Origin of the sequence: Bacillus cereus group sp. MYBK245-2 (assembly GCF_051916145.1) — a bacterium.
Classification (GTDB): domain Bacteria; phylum Bacillota; class Bacilli; order Bacillales; family Bacillaceae_G; genus Bacillus_A; species Bacillus_A pacificus.
This window is the reverse complement of record NZ_JBQAGB010000012.1, coordinates 39,420-56,669: the sequence shown is the minus strand read 5'-3', so window position 1 is coordinate 56,669 and position 17,250 is coordinate 39,420. Positions and strand designations below refer to the sequence as shown.

Genomic DNA, 17,250 nt, shown 5'->3' with positions numbered 1-17,250 from the left:
TCACCTATCCTCTATACGTTTATATTCCATCATCCAACAATCTTCTAATACCCCTTCATGCAGTTCATGTTCTTTTAAAACCTTTACCTTTTTAAATCCACATTTTTCATAACACTTTATTGCACGTTCATTATTTACTTTCGGGTCCATTGCAATGGCTTCTGCCCCCGTGTTCTCCATAATATATGTAATTGCTGTCTAAACGAGTTTCGTTCCAATGCCTTTTCCCCAATAAGTCGGCTCTCCGATAAATTGATCCATTCCCCATACATATTGTGATTCTTCATAGCCATATAATGTTTTCCATTCAGAATCAATGGGGTACATTTGTATGTAACCAATTGGAGTGGTATCAAACTCTATTAAACATCTTTTTTCATAACTGTTTGGATTATGTATGAAATGATCCAGTACCATTTCTACAGATTGCGGATTATCTCGTCCTTCGTAATATTGCAGGACTTCTGGTTCTGTTAACCATTTTGAAATGATTGGTGCATCCTCTTCTTTTACGTACCGAACCGATACATTATCTTTTTGAAATAGCATATGATACCTCTTTTTAATTATTTATATTTTTCCTTTTTGTGAAATCTTTCATTGCACCTATTAATGCGTATGGTAACAATGTAATCGCAAAAAATGCTGTAAACACATTAAATTGAGGGATTTTATATGGCGTGAACCATTCTGTGAAAAATTGAGAATTTAATACTCTATTAAAAAATTCTCCGCCAGGTCTAAAGTTTGGTGCCCATGCAGTTACTTCACAAATAATAAACAGTAATTGTAAAATTATAAATGCCCCTAGATAGCGAAACCATGTCCGTTTCCAAATCGGCTGCGCCCTATTTAATTTACCTTCCATTTAACCCCCACCTTTTTTATTTGCATCCTTATTAATTATACACTTTCTACGTTTAATTTGTTAAAATTTTCTATACAATCATTCATGCTGGGGGAATTCACTATGTCTAATCCTATACATAAATCAACATTAATCATTCTTAGAGGAAACTCCGCAAGTGGTAAAACAACAATCGCAAAGCAACTACAAGAATATTTCGGACAAGGGACACTTTTAGTATCACAAGATGTTGTACGTAGAGATATGCTTAGAGTACACGATACGATGGGGAATTTATCACATGATTTACTATGTGAAATTACAAAGTATGGAAAAGGAAAATGTGAACTTGTTATTTTAGAAGGTATTTTAAACAGTCGAAGATATGGTGATATGCTGAAAGAATTAATACATTTTTTTGAAGGAAACGCGTATACATATTACTTTGATTTATCGTTAAAAGAAACGATTCGACGACATAACACAAGGGAAAAAAGGCATGAATTTGGTGAGGATTCCCTAGAAAAATGGTATAATCCGCACGATACAATTGAAGTTGCTAGGGAAACTATTTTTACAGATCACTTCACGCAAAAAGATATATTTGATGCGATCCTTAATGATATTATGGTACGAAAATAAGACCGACAGAATATGTCGGTCTTATTTTCATTATGTTATATTCTAGATTTATTATAAAATTTTCACTTTAACAGTTTGTCTTCCCCAATTCATAGCTTTACTTTTTGAGCCCATTAAAACATCAATGCGATTACCTTTAATTGCACTTCCGGTATCTCCAGCGATTGCTTCTCCATAACCTTCTACCCATACTTTAGATCCTAAAGGAATTACTTTCGGGTCAACTGCGATAATTCTCATATTCGGATTAGCCGTTAAATCATGCCCCATCGCAGTTAAAACGCGTCCACCATATGTACCATTTTCACTTGGATCAGCAGTATATGCTGTCGCCACCACTGTTAATTCACGTTTAGCGGACTGCGTGTTATTTTTAGGCTCTTCTTTTGCCTTTATTGCTTCTCGGGCTTTTGCTTCTTCCTTGGCCTTAGCTATTTCTCGGGCTTTCGCCTCTTCCTTAGCTTTGGCTATTTCTTGGGCTTTTGCTTCTTCTTTAGCTTTTGCTATTTCTCGGGCTTTCGCCTCTTCCTTAGCTTTGGCTATTTCTTGGGCTTTTGCTTCTTCTTTAGCTTTTGCTTCTTCTTTAGCCTTTGCTATTTCTCGGGCTTTCTCTTCTTCTTTAGCCTTCGCTATTTCTTGCGCTTTTGCTTCTTCTTTAGCCTTTGCTATTTCTTGCGCCTTCTCTTCTTCTTTAGCCTTTGCTATTTCTCGTGCCTTCTCTTCTTCTTTTGCCTTTGCTTCTTCTTGTACTTTCTCTTCTTCCTTAGGCTTTACTACTTCTTGTACTTTCTCTTCTTCCTTAGGTTTTACTACTTCTTGTACTTTCTCTTCTTCCTTAGGTTTTGCTACTTCTTGTACTTTTGCTTCTTCTTGTACTTTTACTACTTCTTGTACTTTCTCTTCTTCCTTAGGTTTAATTGTTTCTTTTGCCTTTGTTACCTTCTGTGTTTTCGCTTCTTCCTTAGCTTTAACCATTTTTTGCACTTTCGCTACTTGCTTCGTTTTCTCGTCAGCCTTTTTTTCAACTGGTGCTGTACTAGATAAGAAAGAAACATTTACATAAGCTGTTTTTCCTTTATACTCAAATTGTAGCCATCCATCTTTTACTTGGTTCATTGATTCAATTACATCATCTTTTTTCAGTCTGCCAAGAATTTTTGATTCTGTGTTTGCTTCCGTACGAACATTTAATAAATTTGCTGTTACATGATACACATCTTTTGTAAACTCCGAGCTTACAAATACTTCTTTACCATTCAATTCAATTTTTGACCAGCCATCTTCAGTATTGATGACTTTTAATTCTTGCCCATTTTTTACCTTTTCTACAACTTTTGATTCCGTAGTCGGTTTTTCACGTACGTTGAGTACATCTGCTGTTACGATTGTTTCTGCGGTAGCAGTTGTAGTAAATGCTCCCAATCCGAAAACAGTTGCTGTTGCTGCGCCAATTACTTTTTTCATATGAGCCTCCATTATATTTTTTTGAATTCTATCAAATGCTTCCATAAATTCATGGAAGTATTTGCAACAATATATTAGTACCACTTAATATACTGCTATTAAAACTCCTTACTCCAATACTATCAAATTCTTATTTCTAATTCTATATATAATAACTTTATATATCCCCTATAAACGTTTGATCCCCTTCTTCATACTTAATAGTTTTCTTTCAATTACTAAAACATATATAAAACCAACCTATCCTCAATATAGCCAAAAATACATATATGACATGTTACGACTTAGTAATGAGCGTACCAATGAACTTTTAATACATTACAACATTCAGGGAATCTTACAATAGATGGAGCGTGTTTTACTGAAAACAACGGTTATGGTAGTGTAAGTAATAGTGTTAAAGACAATCTTTTCTGACGAACAATAAAAATTTTAGTTTGGAGGAATACTATGCCAAAACTATATTGTAATTATTGATCCGAACAACATCCCCTCGCGCAAAATTTTACTAAATATCGGTTTTACATCCAAGAAAGTTTGTGAGATTGATGGATTACCTGGGTTTTGATTAAATACATATCACTATAAAAAGGCTGTGCTCTATATGACGCACAGCCTTTTTCTTTATTCAAACGATCCTCTTCTTTTCTTCTCTAATAAGACTCTTCCTATATTAAAAATAAATGCGATAAAAAATATAGTTGCGCCCATTAAAAATGCTAAATTATAACTACGAATTATTCCTTGCTGATATTCCTCCTTTACTTGTTTGTAAATTTTTCGCTCTCCATCAGATTTTAAGATGATTTGCTGTTTTTTATTTATCGCTTGCAATACTTCCCCCCTTTCTAAATTTGACAAATCACTTTTTTTAATCACAGTTACTACTTCCCTATTTACCTTCTCTTTTTCAACTAACAATTGATGATTCAGAAACATCACAAGTATCGCAACCCCAACAATACTTCCAACTGTTCTTGAAATATTACAAATACTTGCAGCAACACCTGACTTTTCAATAGGCACACTTAAAACTGCCGTTGTTGTATATGGTGCTAATGTGCACCCAGTTCCAATTCCAACGATTATTAGCCTCCAAATATAATCCCATGTAGTAAAGTTTGAATCTATTTGACTAAATAAATATGACGCTACGATAAATGTTAATAGCCCTATACTACCTATTAATGAACTTCCCCGCTTTGCTGCGAGTGGTGTTACTATTGCTGTAACAAGCATCGAAACAATCGCTAGCGTGCTAATTATTAAACCTGACTGTAATTCAGACATACCTTCTACTTGAACAAAATAAAAAGCAAGTATAAATAAAAAGTTCATTAGTCCCATTCCAACAAAGAATAAAGAAAAATTCGAGATTGAGAACTCTTTATTTGTGAATATTCTTAATGGCAACATTGGATTTTCACTTTTCTTTTCAATGATAAAAAATAATATAAAACCTATGAATGAGAGCATAAAAAGAAGTATTAAGCTTATCGTGCTTAAATGATTTGTATTTACTTGTATGAGTGCATATACGAGTAAGCATAGTGCAGATGCAGAAGTAATCATACCTGCCCAATCTATTTTAGAGCTTGTAGCATGATCATACGATTCTTTAATACAAAGAATCACGAAGATGAAAGATAATATACTCACTGGTATATTAATAAAAAACACCCAACTCCAATTTAATTTGTCAATTAAAACGCCTCCAAGTGAAGGGCCAATCGCCGCTGCTAATCCCCCAAAAGCTCCCATGACGCCTCCTATCATACCTTGTTTTTCTTTCGGTACTAAATTAAGGCCTAATGGCATAGCAACTGGTACGATAACTGCGGCGGAAACTCCTTGTATTACCCTAAAAGCAACTAATGTATGAAAAGAAGTGGCTATACCGCACATAAATGAACTAATAGAAAAAAACAATAAACCAATAATATACAGTTTCTTGCGACCAAACTGATCCGCCAGGCGTGCTGCAATTAATAAACACGATACAAAGGCAACATTATAACTATTAGCAACCCAAGAAATTGTATCAATTGAAGTATGAAATGTCTTTGTCATTTCTGGTAATGCAATATTCACAATATTCGAATCTAAAATTGCCATAAAAAAACCTGCAATTAAAGCTATTAATGCTAATATATTCCTCATTTCTGCCACCCTTATTCTTTTTATTTATTTAAAATCCCATTCATAAATAAATTTACACATGTCTCTATATACTCTTCTAACTGAATTTCTTCTTCCGATATACTTACATTCATAATGTATAAAAACAATTGTCCATAAAACATATTCGCTATCAAACGGTAATTACAGGTGGAAATGTGTCCCTTCTCACCAAGTTGCTTTAAATATTGTTCTAAGTGATTCACTAGATGTGAATTCAACTCATGTAGTAATGCTTTCATTTCACTATTTTGTCTTGATTCTATTAACGCAGCCCAAATATAATTTAGCTTTGGTAAATTGGTTTGAATATATGTTTCCGCCACTTTCGTAAGGTCCTTATGTAAATCACCAGTAAATTGCTCTTCTATTTCCTCTAGCAAAGCAACTGGTGTCGTCCGTAAAATAATACTCTCCCTAAAAAGATTTTCCTTATTTTTAAAATTACGAAATATCGTTAATTCGCTTACTCCTGCTTTTTCTGCCACTTCACGAATGGTTGTCGCTGTATACCCCTTTTCCCCGAATAATAAAGTAGCAGCTTCCATAACTTTTTCTCGTGCTGTTAATTTCCCCATCTATATTCCTCCATTCAATATGTAAGTAAGTAATTACTAACATATTATCACAAAAGAAAAATGAAAGTAACTAGTTACTTTCATTTTCTGGAATTTCATTATCTAATTTCTTGAAAATAAAAACTTCTCAAATATTAACAAAGTGTCTCCTTCCCAAGCTTCCAACTAAACCATCTCCCATGCCCTTCTGTTTCTCCGACTGTTTCACGATATTCGTTTCCGTTAATATAATAATCAATATGAAGATCCCGGTCCCACATGTTGTTATATAAGTGGAATACATCACGTTTTGCACCTATTTCTTGAATTTGTTTTTCCAGCTTACGTTTTATTTGTTCAGGTATTTGATTTGCGACGTGTGTATGGAAAATACAGATAACCGCCTCTTCACTTATTCGTTCAATGATAGATGATAATAGCTCTACACCGTCTCCTTCTATTAATTGAACAGATTTATTTTTTACTAAAGATGCAGCTTGGTCAAACAGTTCAAGCCTTTCTTTATGTTCTGGCCATATGAGTGCACGTAGCCATAAATAATCTTCATCACTATGTAAATCATTTACATGTAAATCTAGTCCGATTCTTTCTACGACAGGTGGACTTTCTTTTAATAAATGAGGCACATTCTCCCCTCTTATTTCAGAAGTTACATGTACATTCGAATTTATATTTCCGTATGTTTCATCTGTACCGTACGAATAGCTATATTGGTCCCAAAATAGTTGTAATCCAGAACTTGTCCCAATTTCTATTAACGCTAACGGTTTATTCACTTTGCTAAATATGTAACTGAAACTTGGATATAAGTACGCACATCTTCTTACTTCATTCGTTTGAACAAGTTTCGTTTGTAATAAAGTAATGATTTCCTCTCTGTATATTTTACAGAAATCTTTAAAATGAGCAAAAGCTTGATCTAAATCTGTATTAGCATTTTCAACTAAGCTACTATAGTACGTTTTTAAATGATGTTCTTTCCCTGCTAATAATAAATAATGTACTGCACCTAATAATAAGTTTGGGACTGGTTGACCTGCTTGAGCGTAGGAAGATAGTGTAAGTACTTCCTCATCTTCAGCAATTTGTATTGATAAGTATTCATATAAGTCACTTGACCCTTTACATTCCTTTATTGAAAAATTTCGAAATAAGTTTGCGATTTGTTCTTGTGTACGCATGTGTATCCCTCCTTTTAAAATTTCAGAATAATTACACAATAAACAAAGCAAAAAATCCCATAAAAAGGTATCCCTTCTACTCACCTTTGGATACGTAAGCTTTTTCGAGATAATTTCAAACTGTAATTTTTTTCTATTTACCAACTTAAAAGAGCTTGTTAAATAAGATTTTTGGCGAATAAAACGTTAAATAGTTTAAAATTATCAGATAACACTAGATATTTTAGTCTATTAATTATTATAATAGAGTATGAGATGGTTATATAATTGAGACAAAAAAGGTAAATACCTAGGTGGGGCCTAGGCGGTGTTTCTCTTTTACGGCTTAGACATAGAAAACACCTACTCTTTTTTGCCAATATAGGGGATGGAGAGATTATCATGAGCAACATGCAGCAAAAAACAGACGTTATCTTAATTGGTGCAGGAATTATGAGTGCAACGTTAGGCTCATTGCTAAAAGAATTAGCACCTGAATGGGAAATTAAAGTTTTTGAAAAACTCGCTAGTGCCGGGGAAGAGAGCTCTAATGAATGGAATAATGCAGGTACAGGGCATTCTGCGCTATGCGAACTGAACTATACTTCCGAAAAATCTGACGGATCTATAGATATTAGTAAGGCTGTAAAAGTGAATGAACAATTCCAGCTTTCAAGACAATTTTGGGCATATCTTGTAAAAAGCAAATTAATTCGTAATCCACAAGATTTCATTATGCCTCTACCTCATATGAGTTTAGTACAAGGTGAAAAAAATGTTCAGTTTCTAAAAAACCGTTTTGAAGCGCTTTCAAAAAATCCACTGTTTCAAGGAATGGAATTTTCCGATGCTCCTGAAACATTAAAAAAATGGCTTCCACTCATTATGGAAGGTCGTACATCTAATGAACCTATGGCGGCAACGAAGATTGACTCTGGAACAGATGTTAACTTCGGTGCATTAACACGAATGTTGTTTGATTACTTAAAAACGAAAGATGTCGAGCTAAACTACAAACATAGTGTCGAAAATATTAAACGCACGAAGAATGGTTTGTGGGAAGTAAAAGTACACGATATGAATAGTGGTAAAATCGAGCATCATACTGCAAAATTCGTCTTTATCGGTGGCGGCGGCGGTAGTCTACCTCTACTACAAAAGACTGGTATTCCTGAATCAAAACATATCGGTGGATTCCCAGTAAGTGGACTATTTATGGTATGTAAAAACCAAAAAGTTGTAGAGCAACATCATGCAAAAGTATACGGTAAAGCTAAAGTTGGCGCTCCGCCAATGTCTGTACCTCACCTTGATACGAGATATATAGACAATAAAAAAGCTTTACTATTTGGACCGTTCGCAGGGTTCTCTCCTAAGTTCTTAAAAACTGGTTCAAACCTTGACTTAATTGGTTCTGTAAAACCGAATAACGTCTTAACGATGTTAGCTGCTGGTGTAAAAGAAATGGGATTAACAAAATACTTAATTCAACAAGTTATGTTATCGCACGAGAAACGTATGGAAGAATTACGCGAATTCATTCCGAACGCAAAAAGTGAAGATTGGGATATTGTAGTTGCTGGTCAGCGTGTACAAGTAATTAAAGATACTGACGCTGGCGGTAAAGGAACACTTCAATTCGGTACTGAAGTTGTTAGTGCGGCTGATGGATCAATCGCGGCGTTACTAGGTGCATCACCGGGTGCTTCTACTGCCGTTCATGTTATGCTTGAAGTATTAGAAAAATGTTTCCCAAGCCGAATGGTAGAATGGGAAGGAAAAATAAAAGAAATGATCCCTTCTTACGGCATTTCATTAACAGAAAATCCAAGATTGTTCCAAGACCTTCACACTTCTACAGGGCGTACGCTTGGATTAAACGAAAAAGAAACAGTTCATAACTAATAAAGAAAAAAACGTCCGATACATTCGGACGTTTTTTCGTTACTAGAAATTATATTTATCAATATTATCCTTCGTAAATACGACTCGTTCTGGTAGTACGATAATTCCGTTCCCTTCTGCCTCATAATCATATCCTTGAATGGAGTTTGGCTCTACCTTCACTTTCCCAATCCCTTTTACTTCAAAGCTATCCCCTACTTTTAACTTCTTCCCTTTTACTACTATTTCATTTGCAACATACGTTGCGAGTGCACCTTGTTGTTTGACATCCCATAAACCAAATTGCGCTACTGTTCCTCGTTTTACGTAATCACGCATCACGTTTGGTGTAGAGAAGCCAGTTACGACTACTTTTTTATCCATTTTTAAATTTTCAGCTGCTTGTGCCATTGCTGGAAGTGCCGTTGCATCCGGACAAATGACTGCATTAATATCTGGATACGTTTTTAAAATATTCTCCCCTACCGACAAAGACTTTTGTGCATTATTTTCACCGTACTGCGTCGTTACAATTTCCCAGTTCGGATATTTCTTTTTAATAATTTCTTTCGCTTTCGTTACCCATTGGTTTTGATCCGTTACTGTTGGACTAGAGTAAAAGAAGGCTACTTTTCCTTTATCTCCAATTTGCTTAGAAGTCATTTCAATTAATAAGTTAGCAAGTTGATCCGGTGTTCCTTGGCTTATATAAAAGGAACGGTCTTTCGGATTGACATCAGAATCCCATGTTAACACCGTCATACCTTTTTTCTTAGCACGTTGCAATGATTGTGATAAACCATCTACTGACGTAGAAGAGACCATAAGTGCATCATAGTTTTGGTTAATGAAATTGTTTATATATTTTACTTGCCCAGAAACACTCGCTTCAGATGGTCCATCGTATTTCACTTGTACGCCTAACTTATCTCCCATCTCTTTTGCTCCTTCACCACCTGATGTAAAGAAGCCAACTCCAGTTAGTTTTGGGATAAATGCAAATTTCACATCATCAGCTTTTTTCTTATCTGCGGTTTGACTAGAGCAAGCGATTAAACCGATTAAACAAATGCATACAATGAATACAATCCCTAATTTTCTCTTCATGACATTTCCCCCTTATGCAAGTTCTTTCTTTTCCGCGGTGTGAATTGATGTAATTTGAAATGCCTCATAATAACTGAAAGAATAAGAATAATACCAATAACTACATTAGATTGTTCATTTGTTAAACCCGTCATTTGCAAACCATACTGCATGAGTCCTATAAAAATACTCGCAAGTACAGTACCGATAATACTTCCTTTTCCGCCTGTAATAAGTGTCCCGCCTAACACGACTGCTGTAATGATTGGTAATATTGTTTCACTTCCCATATCAGCACGTGCGGAACCAAAATACGCGGTTAAGAAAGCACCTCCTAATCCACCTCCTAGCCCGGAAAGTATGTAAGCCATGATGACTACTTTTTTTGTTTTAATCCCGGTGTATTTGGCTGCATTTTCGTTCGCACCTGTTAATTTTACGTGGCGCCCATATATGGTGCGATGAAACAATATCGTGCATAAAATCATTAATATAATTAGTAACCATAATAAATTCGGTATTCCTATAAAACTACCGTTTGCCAGTTGTACAAATGTGTCAGGTAAACCACTTATTCCTTCATACCCAGAAGCACCTGCCCCTCCTGAAATGACAAGTGCAATTCCTCCGTATAAAAACATCGTTCCGAGTGTAACAACTAGTGGTTCTACATCTGTCATTTTTATAATAAGTCCGTTTAAAGCGCCTGCTAAACAACTAATTATTAGGGCAACTATGACAGCAAACAAAATAGGTATTCCGTTCAGCCAAAGTACACCGATTAAGATCGAAGTGAGACCCATTATGGAGCCGACCGATACATCAATTCCTCCTGTTACTATAACGAAAGTCATTGGTATCGCCGCAATTGCGATAAATAGGAAATCATTTGTACTAAAAAGGAGATTACTAATATTTAAGAAATCACTATTTATAAAACTAAAGAGAATGAATTCTAAAAGAAGTAATACGATTAGAACACCTTCCCATCTGTATACATACTTCATAGATTCATCCTCCTTTCTGCCTTCCACTTTTTCATAACGCTATCTAATATGACGATTAGCAATAATAAGAAACCTGAAATAGCATTATTCCAAAATGCTGGTATTTTTAAAAAGACGAGTGAGCTGCTTATCGCCTCTAAAAATATCGCTCCTAATGCAGCTCCAACTATAGAACCCGTTCCTCCTTTTAAATGAACTCCTCCTAGTACAGCAGCTGCGATAACCTGTAGTTCTATCCCAGTTCCTGTTTGATTTGGAACGAATCCGATAATCATAACAAATATGCAACCAGCGAGCGCAGCGCTTATGCCTGAAATTATAAACGCATATATCTTCACTTTATTAACAGGTATACCAATAAGTCTCGCGCCATCTTCATTATCACCAACCGCATAGAAGTACCTTCCGTATGGCACTTTCCTTAAAAAGAAGTATAGTAGTAGTAAAATAATAAGAACAATCCATACAATGATCGGCAAACCAAGTGTGATGATCGATGACAGTTGCTTAAAATCGTTTGGTATATCTTCAATCCACTTTCCACCTGTAAAGATTAACATCGCACCTCTAATGACCCCTAACATACCTAATGTCATAATAATGGCCGGTACCCGAAACTTCGCAACACCAATTCCATTTATAAAACCGAGAATAGCGCCAAGTAAAATAGCAGCAAGTATGGACAGAGATGCATGATATCCATCAGTTAACAACATTCCGCAAACTGCTGCGCTTAATCCCATAATTGAACCAACTGATACATCTATATTTTTCGTAAATAAGACGAACGATTGGCCAATTGCTAGCACGACTAAAATAACGCTTGATTTCATCAGTAAAGATAACGAGTTAAATTGAATAAAACTAGGGTTTATTATTCCTACAATAGCTATATACATTAGTAGTAACAGTATGATAGACGTTTCATGCATTTTTAACATGCGTTTCATTCCGCTACACCTCCGTATGCAAGGCGTGTAATTTCATTCACACTTAGTTGTTCTTTTTCCATATGAGAAACAAATCGTCCATTTCTCATTACATATACACGGTTTACTAATTGAACAATTTCTTCAACATCTGAAGAGATTAATAAAATTGCGAGTCCTTCCCTTTTCATTTTTTCGATCGTCTCATACACTTCAATCCTTGCTTTCGCATCAATTCCACGAGTCGGCTCATCCAGAATAATAACTTTAGGATTGCATGCGAGATACTTTGCAAGCACGACCTTCTGCTGATTACCTCCTGATAAAGATGCCAGTTCTTCATTCATATTTTGTATAACAATTCGGAACTGTTCTATAAATGAATTAACTAAAGCGCTTTCTTTTTCTTGATTTATAAAAAAGCGATTATTTTGCTGTAAACTTGCTGCTGCAATATTTTCTTTAACAGAAGCAATTGAGAAGATTCCATTCCTCGCCCTATCCTCTGGCACATAAACCAGTCCCTCTTCTAGCCTTTTATGCAAAGAACACGCATCAATTGATTTTCCCTCTAATAAGATAGACCCTGATTTTATAGTTTTCAATCCAAATATCACTTCTGCTAATTCAGTCCTGCCAGATCCTATAATGCCAGCAACACCTACAATCTCACCCGCATGTACAGTGAATGATATATTTTTGAATGCGTGGCTCGTTATATCGATCACTTCTAATATTTTTTTCGTCCTTGCTGTCTCTTGAACTACTTCTATTTTCTCTTTCTGTTTATACCCTTTTGGCAACAGCCCCTCCATCAGCATGTCATATGTATAGTCACATACGTCACCTTGGCTTACAATCATTCCATCACGTAGTATTGCTACTTTGTTGGCAATTTCAAAGATTTCTGGAAAGCGATGCGTAATATAAATCATCCCAATTCCTTTTTCTTGTAAACTTTTCATCAACATAAAAAGACTCTTAATTTCGTGAGTTGTTAATGTCGATGTTGGCTCATCTAAAATAAGAATCTCAGCTTCTCGTATTAATCCTCTCACAATTTCTACTAACTGTTGTTGCGCAATCGATAATAATCCTCCTAGTTCATTAAGGTCAATATCCCACCCTAGACTGTTAATCAATTGCTCAATCTGTACTCTTAATTTCTTTTTCTTTTCTGTTAACCCGATACATATATTTTCTTCAATAGTCATATGCGGAAAAATGAGCGGTTCTTGCGGTATTAAATAAATACCTTTTCGGTGTGCTTCTGACGGATTTGAAAACTGTTGCTTCGTTCCTTTTACATACATTTCTCCATCATCATACGAATATAACCCCGTTAATATTTTCATTAATGTTGATTTCCCGGCGCCATTTCCCCCAACTAAAGCGTATATATCTCCGCGCTCTACTTGTAAGTTCACTTCTTTTAATACAAGTTGATTTGAAAACGCCTTACTCACTTTATTTACTTGTAATAAAGGTACGTTCTCCACTTGATATCACCTGCCTTTATCCAGAACATTTTTTGAGAAAATGATTATTTGTTCTACTTGTTTTGTAGCATTGTATATTCCTTTTTTTATATCTAGAACAATTTTTTCTACATACTATTCATCGTTTCAACTGGAATAAACAAAATATATGGCACATATGTTTAAGCAGTGGTCAATTGTTGAAAGGGATGAAGAGTATGACTCAGCTGAACTTTGAAGAGAATTTATTAACGAAAGTCGCTTGGTACTATTATAAAGACCAATTAACACAACAAGAGATCGCTTCACTTCTTCATATTTCAAGAAATAAAGTCGTCCGGTTATTAGATAAGGCGCGAAGTGAAGGTATCGTTACATTTCACGTAAAAGGGACTGGTTTGCACTGTTTAAGTATTGAGCGTGACTTAATGAAAAAATTCCACTTAAAAGATGCTTTTATTATCCCGACCCCAGTAAACAATTATCACGCTTCTCTCGGAAAAGCTGCTGCACAATATTTAGAAACTCATCTCCAGCAAGGCGATTTACTCGGTATTGGATGGGGAGAAACAATTAGCAAAATGCTAGAAAACATTCATTTTGAGACTTCTATTAATCTTTCAATCGTAACGTTAACAGGCGGAGTAAATCACTATCTCTCGAGAAAACAAAACTATTTACACTACATGCAAGGTGATCTTCACATTATCCCTACGCCGTTTCTAGCGTCTACAACCGAAATGGCACAAAGTATTTTATCAGAACCGAGTGTAAAAGATATGCTTCATGTCGCTTCACTTGCACATACAGCTATTGTCGGTATTGGCGGATTATCTCAAGACGCTACGATTGTAAAAGAAGAAAAATTAACACTACGTGAGATGACATATATTCGTAGTCAAAACGGTGCTGGCGATATTTTAGGACAGTTTTATAATACAAATGGCGATTTACTAGAGCTCTCGCATCACAATCGTCTAATTGGCACGCCTCTCTCTATTTTGCGCAATATGAATCATGTCGTCGGTGTTGCTGGAGGTACAGAAAAGATAGACGCAATTTATGGTGCCTTAAAAGGAAAGTTTATTCATACATTAATTACCGATGAGGAAACGGCCCTCTCCTTATTACGAAAGAATGGTGATTGTTAATGTCTCATTTATTAGCTTTTGATGCTGGTACAGGAAGCATTCGAGCTGTTCTTTTTGATTTACTAGGTAATCAAATTGCTGTCAGTCAAAAAGAATGGGTTCATAATACAGATCCTCGTTACCCAGGTTCTATGAATTTTGATGTAATAGAAAACTGGAAGCTAGTACAACAATGCACGAAAGAAGTTTTACAAAGAAGTAATATCTCGCCCTCTTCCATTCAAGCTATTAGCGCTACTAGTATGCGAGAAGGTTTTGTTTTATATGATAAAAATGGGCAAGAAATTTGGGCTTGCGCAAATGTTGATGGACGTGCATCCGCTGAAGTTAGTGAGCTAAAAGAAATACGGTCACATCTTGAAGAAGATTTATATACTAGATCTGGTCAAACTTTTTCATTAGGCGCTTTACCCCGCCTACTTTGGATTAAAAAACATGAACCAGAAGTCTATAGCAATATTCATTCTTTTACGATGTTAAACGATTGGATTTTATATAAACTAAGCGGCGTACTACAAATCGATCCTTCAAACGGATGTACATCCGGTATTTTTGATCTACAAAATAGAGTATGGGATAACGATGTCGCTATCAAGTGTGGTTTAACATTGCCATTTTCACCAACAGTAAATGAAGCTGGTACAGTAATTGGCATCGTTACAAAAGAGTGTGCAGCATTAACTGGATTACGTGAAGGAATTCCTGTCGTAGCTGGGGGCGGAGATGCTCAAATGGCATCGCTTGGAACTGGAGTCGTGAAACCGAATCAAACATTAATATGTGGAGGTAGTTTTTGGCAACAAGAAGTGAATGTTACTGAGCCAATACCAGATCCACAAGCTGCGATTCGTATAAATTGTCACGTCGTACCTAATCTATGGCAATACGAAACGATTGCCTTTTTCCCAGGCCTCGTTATGCGCTGGTTTCGAGACGCTTTTTGCCAAGAGGAAAAGAAACTTGCTGACAAACTCGGTGTAGATGCTTATCAATTACTAGAAGAACAAGCGAAAGACGTACCTGTCGGCTCACATGGGATTATCCCTACTTTTTCAAACGTTATGAACTACATTTCTTGGCGTCATGCCGCACCTTCTTTTTTAAACTTAAGTTTAGATGCTGACAAATGCGGAAAAAAAGAACTGTTCCGTGCTATTGAAGAAAATGCAGCCTTCGTTACACTTGGAAACTTAAAATTAATAGAAAATCTCACAGGGACATTCCCTTCTGAAGTCGTTTTTGCTGGTGGTGCCGCTAAAGGAAAACTATGGCCACAAATTCTATCAGACGTCCTTGGTATTCCTGTAAAAGTACCTGTTGTGAAAGAAGCAGCTGCTTTAGGAACCGCAATTGCTGCTGGATTTGCCGCTGGCATATATGCATCTATGGAAGAAACTGCCGAAGAGTTTGTACAGTGGGAGCAAACATTCGAACCAGTTACTGAAAATCACGAACTATATAAAGAGTTCTATGAAACATGGAAAACTGTGTATGACAGTCAGCTCGCTTTAGCTGATAAAGGGCTCACCTCACATATGTGGATTGCGCCTGGTGCACTGTAACAGATTACATAAAGTTCAACTAATCAGGCTTTTACGGGCAGTTGATCTCCACCTACCTTCTTTGCTCCAGACAAATTTTGAGATGGGAGTTTTACTGCCCGTTAATACGGGATAAAGGAGTGAAATGTATGTTAAAAGCGAATGAAAATGATTTCTCTTATCGCTTCGGTGATAATGGGCCGAAATATTTAATACAAGGGCCGAATATTGATTTAGGCCTTGTTGTCATTCAGCCTGGGCAAGAGTTTCAAAACCATTATCATACAACGTGCGAAGAGGTATTCTATGCATTAGAAGGTGAAATAGATTTCTATGTAAATAACGAAAGAGTTCCAATTAAACAAGGGGATGTCCTGCAAGTTCGCCCACATGAATCTCACTATCTTATTAACCATTCTGACAAACCTTTTAAAGCAGTTTTTATAAAGTCACCACATTTACCAAATAAAGATACGGTACAAACGGAAAATCCAACATTAACAAAGGAGTGATTTCGAATGACTTGGGGATTTAAAAATCGATTAAATACAATTTTACCTGATGGCAGAGCGGTTATGTTAGCGATAGATCACGGCTACTTTTTAGGACCAATTCATGGGCTTGAACAGCCACTTGAAACAGTTAAAAACTTACTTCCTTATACGGATTCTCTCTTTTTGACGCGTGGTGTACTTAGCTCCTGCATTCCTGAAAACTGCAGTACACCGATGGTTATGCGTGTATCTGGCGGGGCTACTGTCGTCGGTAAAGATTTAGCGAATGAGACAATTGTTACACCTGTAAAAGAAGCAGTAAAACAAAACGCGATTGGCGTAGGTGTGTCTGTTTTCGTCGGGTCCGACTATGAGACACAAACGGTTACGAATCTCGCAAACGTAGTTTCAGAAGCTCACGATTATGGTCTGCCAGTACTCGGCATTACCGCAGTTGCGAAAGAACTACAAAAACGTGAAGCTCGCTTTCTAGCACTTGCTTCCCGTGTATGTGTTGAAATGGGTGCTGACATTATTAAAACGTATTACTGCGAAGGGTTCGAAAAAATTACGAGCACATGCCCTGCCCCAGTCGTAATTGCTGGTGGCCCAAAACTGGATTCAATTGAAGATGCATTAAACATTACGTACAACGCGCTGCAAGAAGGTGCAATCGGCGTAGATATGGGTCGCAACATATGGCAATCCGAACATCCAGCTGCGATGATTCAAGCGATACATGGTATTGTGAAAAATGGATTGAATGTGAAAGAGGCGTTGGAATTATATAATGATGTGAAAAATTAAGGTG

15 protein-coding genes and 2 pseudogenes are annotated in these 17,250 nt (G+C 36.2%); 7 read left to right on the top strand and 10 right to left on the bottom strand.

Features of this window, described 5'->3' with window-relative positions:
* Positions 1–549 (bottom strand): annotated as a pseudogene (locus tag ACTFRN_RS19340) (GNAT family N-acetyltransferase).
* Positions 550–562: 13 nt separating this feature from the next.
* The gene (locus ACTFRN_RS19335) at positions 563–868 is read right to left on the bottom strand and encodes a YfzA family protein (RefSeq protein WP_000398605.1); all 306 of its coding nucleotides are present in this window, start codon (positions 866–868) and stop codon (positions 563–565) included.
* 102 nt (positions 869–970) lie between these two features.
* Here ACTFRN_RS19335 and ACTFRN_RS19330 point away from each other — a divergent pair, with 102 nt between their 5' ends.
* Positions 971–1,489, top strand: a complete 519-nt coding sequence (locus ACTFRN_RS19330; RefSeq protein WP_049111065.1) for a kinase — start codon at positions 971–973, stop codon at positions 1,487–1,489.
* 51 nt (positions 1,490–1,540) lie between these two features.
* On the opposite strand, the gene entB is transcribed toward ACTFRN_RS19330, so the two are convergent.
* A complete protein-coding gene (gene entB, locus ACTFRN_RS19325) occupies positions 1,541–2,953 on the bottom strand; it encodes a cell wall-binding protein EntB (RefSeq protein ID WP_088106735.1) in 1,413 nt (470 codons plus the stop codon).
* A 469-nt stretch (positions 2,954–3,422) separates the two neighbouring features.
* On the opposite strand from entB, the pseudogene ACTFRN_RS19320 reads away from it, so the two are divergent.
* Positions 3,423–3,521: pseudogene (locus tag ACTFRN_RS19320) on the top strand (GNAT family N-acetyltransferase); the annotation flags it as partial.
* A 56-nt stretch (positions 3,522–3,577) separates the two neighbouring features.
* Here the strand turns inward: ACTFRN_RS19320 and ACTFRN_RS19315 are convergent.
* From ACTFRN_RS19315 to ACTFRN_RS19305, 3 genes are all read right to left on the bottom strand, one after another.
* A complete protein-coding gene (locus ACTFRN_RS19315) occupies positions 3,578–5,113 on the bottom strand; it encodes an MFS transporter (protein ID WP_049113872.1) in 1,536 nt (511 codons plus the stop codon).
* Between the two features lie 20 nt (positions 5,114–5,133).
* Positions 5,134–5,709, bottom strand: a complete 576-nt coding sequence (locus tag ACTFRN_RS19310; RefSeq protein ID WP_000517412.1) for a TetR/AcrR family transcriptional regulator — start codon at positions 5,707–5,709, stop codon at positions 5,134–5,136.
* A gap of 134 nt (positions 5,710–5,843) precedes the next feature.
* On the bottom strand, positions 5,844–6,890 hold the full coding sequence (locus ACTFRN_RS19305; RefSeq protein ID WP_074568065.1) for a DUF2332 domain-containing protein: 1,047 nt from the start codon (positions 6,888–6,890) through the stop codon (positions 5,844–5,846).
* A gap of 381 nt (positions 6,891–7,271) precedes the next feature.
* Here ACTFRN_RS19305 and ACTFRN_RS19300 point away from each other — a divergent pair, with 381 nt between their 5' ends.
* The gene (locus ACTFRN_RS19300) at positions 7,272–8,774 is read left to right on the top strand and encodes a malate:quinone oxidoreductase (RefSeq protein ID WP_000069165.1); all 1,503 of its coding nucleotides are present in this window, start codon (positions 7,272–7,274) and stop codon (positions 8,772–8,774) included.
* A 42-nt stretch (positions 8,775–8,816) separates the two neighbouring features.
* Here ACTFRN_RS19300 and lsrB read toward each other — a convergent pair whose 3' ends face one another.
* The 4 genes from lsrB to ACTFRN_RS19280 are packed head-to-tail and all read right to left on the bottom strand — an operon-like array spanning position 8,817 to position 13,274.
* Complete coding sequence (gene lsrB, locus ACTFRN_RS19295; RefSeq protein ID WP_000823633.1) at positions 8,817–9,860, bottom strand: autoinducer 2 ABC transporter substrate-binding protein LsrB; 1,044 nt, start codon at positions 9,858–9,860, stop codon at positions 8,817–8,819.
* A complete protein-coding gene (locus ACTFRN_RS19290) occupies positions 9,857–10,846 on the bottom strand; it encodes an ABC transporter permease subunit (protein WP_124878409.1) in 990 nt (329 codons plus the stop codon). Before ACTFRN_RS19290 ends, lsrB begins: the two co-directional genes overlap by 4 nt.
* Entirely contained in the window at positions 10,843–11,796 is a 954-nt protein-coding gene (locus tag ACTFRN_RS19285; RefSeq protein ID WP_000827502.1) for an ABC transporter permease subunit, read from the bottom strand. Before ACTFRN_RS19285 ends, ACTFRN_RS19290 begins: the two co-directional genes overlap by 4 nt.
* Positions 11,793–13,274, bottom strand: a complete 1,482-nt coding sequence (locus ACTFRN_RS19280) for a sugar ABC transporter ATP-binding protein (protein WP_074568063.1) — start codon at positions 13,272–13,274, stop codon at positions 11,793–11,795. The genes ACTFRN_RS19285 and ACTFRN_RS19280 overlap by 4 nt, the downstream gene beginning before the upstream one ends.
* A 197-nt stretch (positions 13,275–13,471) precedes the next feature.
* Here ACTFRN_RS19280 and ACTFRN_RS19275 point away from each other — a divergent pair, with 197 nt between their 5' ends.
* From ACTFRN_RS19275 to lsrF, 4 genes are all read left to right on the top strand, one after another.
* Complete coding sequence (locus ACTFRN_RS19275) at positions 13,472–14,404, top strand: sugar-binding transcriptional regulator (protein ID WP_088106736.1); 933 nt, start codon at positions 13,472–13,474, stop codon at positions 14,402–14,404.
* The gene (gene lsrK / locus ACTFRN_RS19270) at positions 14,404–15,966 is read left to right on the top strand and encodes an autoinducer-2 kinase (RefSeq protein WP_140383374.1); all 1,563 of its coding nucleotides are present in this window, start codon (positions 14,404–14,406) and stop codon (positions 15,964–15,966) included. Before ACTFRN_RS19275 ends, lsrK begins: the two co-directional genes overlap by 1 nt.
* A gap of 128 nt (positions 15,967–16,094) precedes the next feature.
* On the top strand, positions 16,095–16,457 hold the full coding sequence (locus ACTFRN_RS19265) for a cupin domain-containing protein (RefSeq protein WP_000909986.1): 363 nt from the start codon (positions 16,095–16,097) through the stop codon (positions 16,455–16,457).
* Positions 16,458–16,463: 6 nt separating this feature from the next.
* On the top strand, positions 16,464–17,246 hold the full coding sequence (lsrF, locus tag ACTFRN_RS19260) for a 3-hydroxy-5-phosphonooxypentane-2,4-dione thiolase (RefSeq protein WP_000219783.1): 783 nt from the start codon (positions 16,464–16,466) through the stop codon (positions 17,244–17,246).
* Positions 17,247–17,250: the final 4 nt, after the last annotated feature.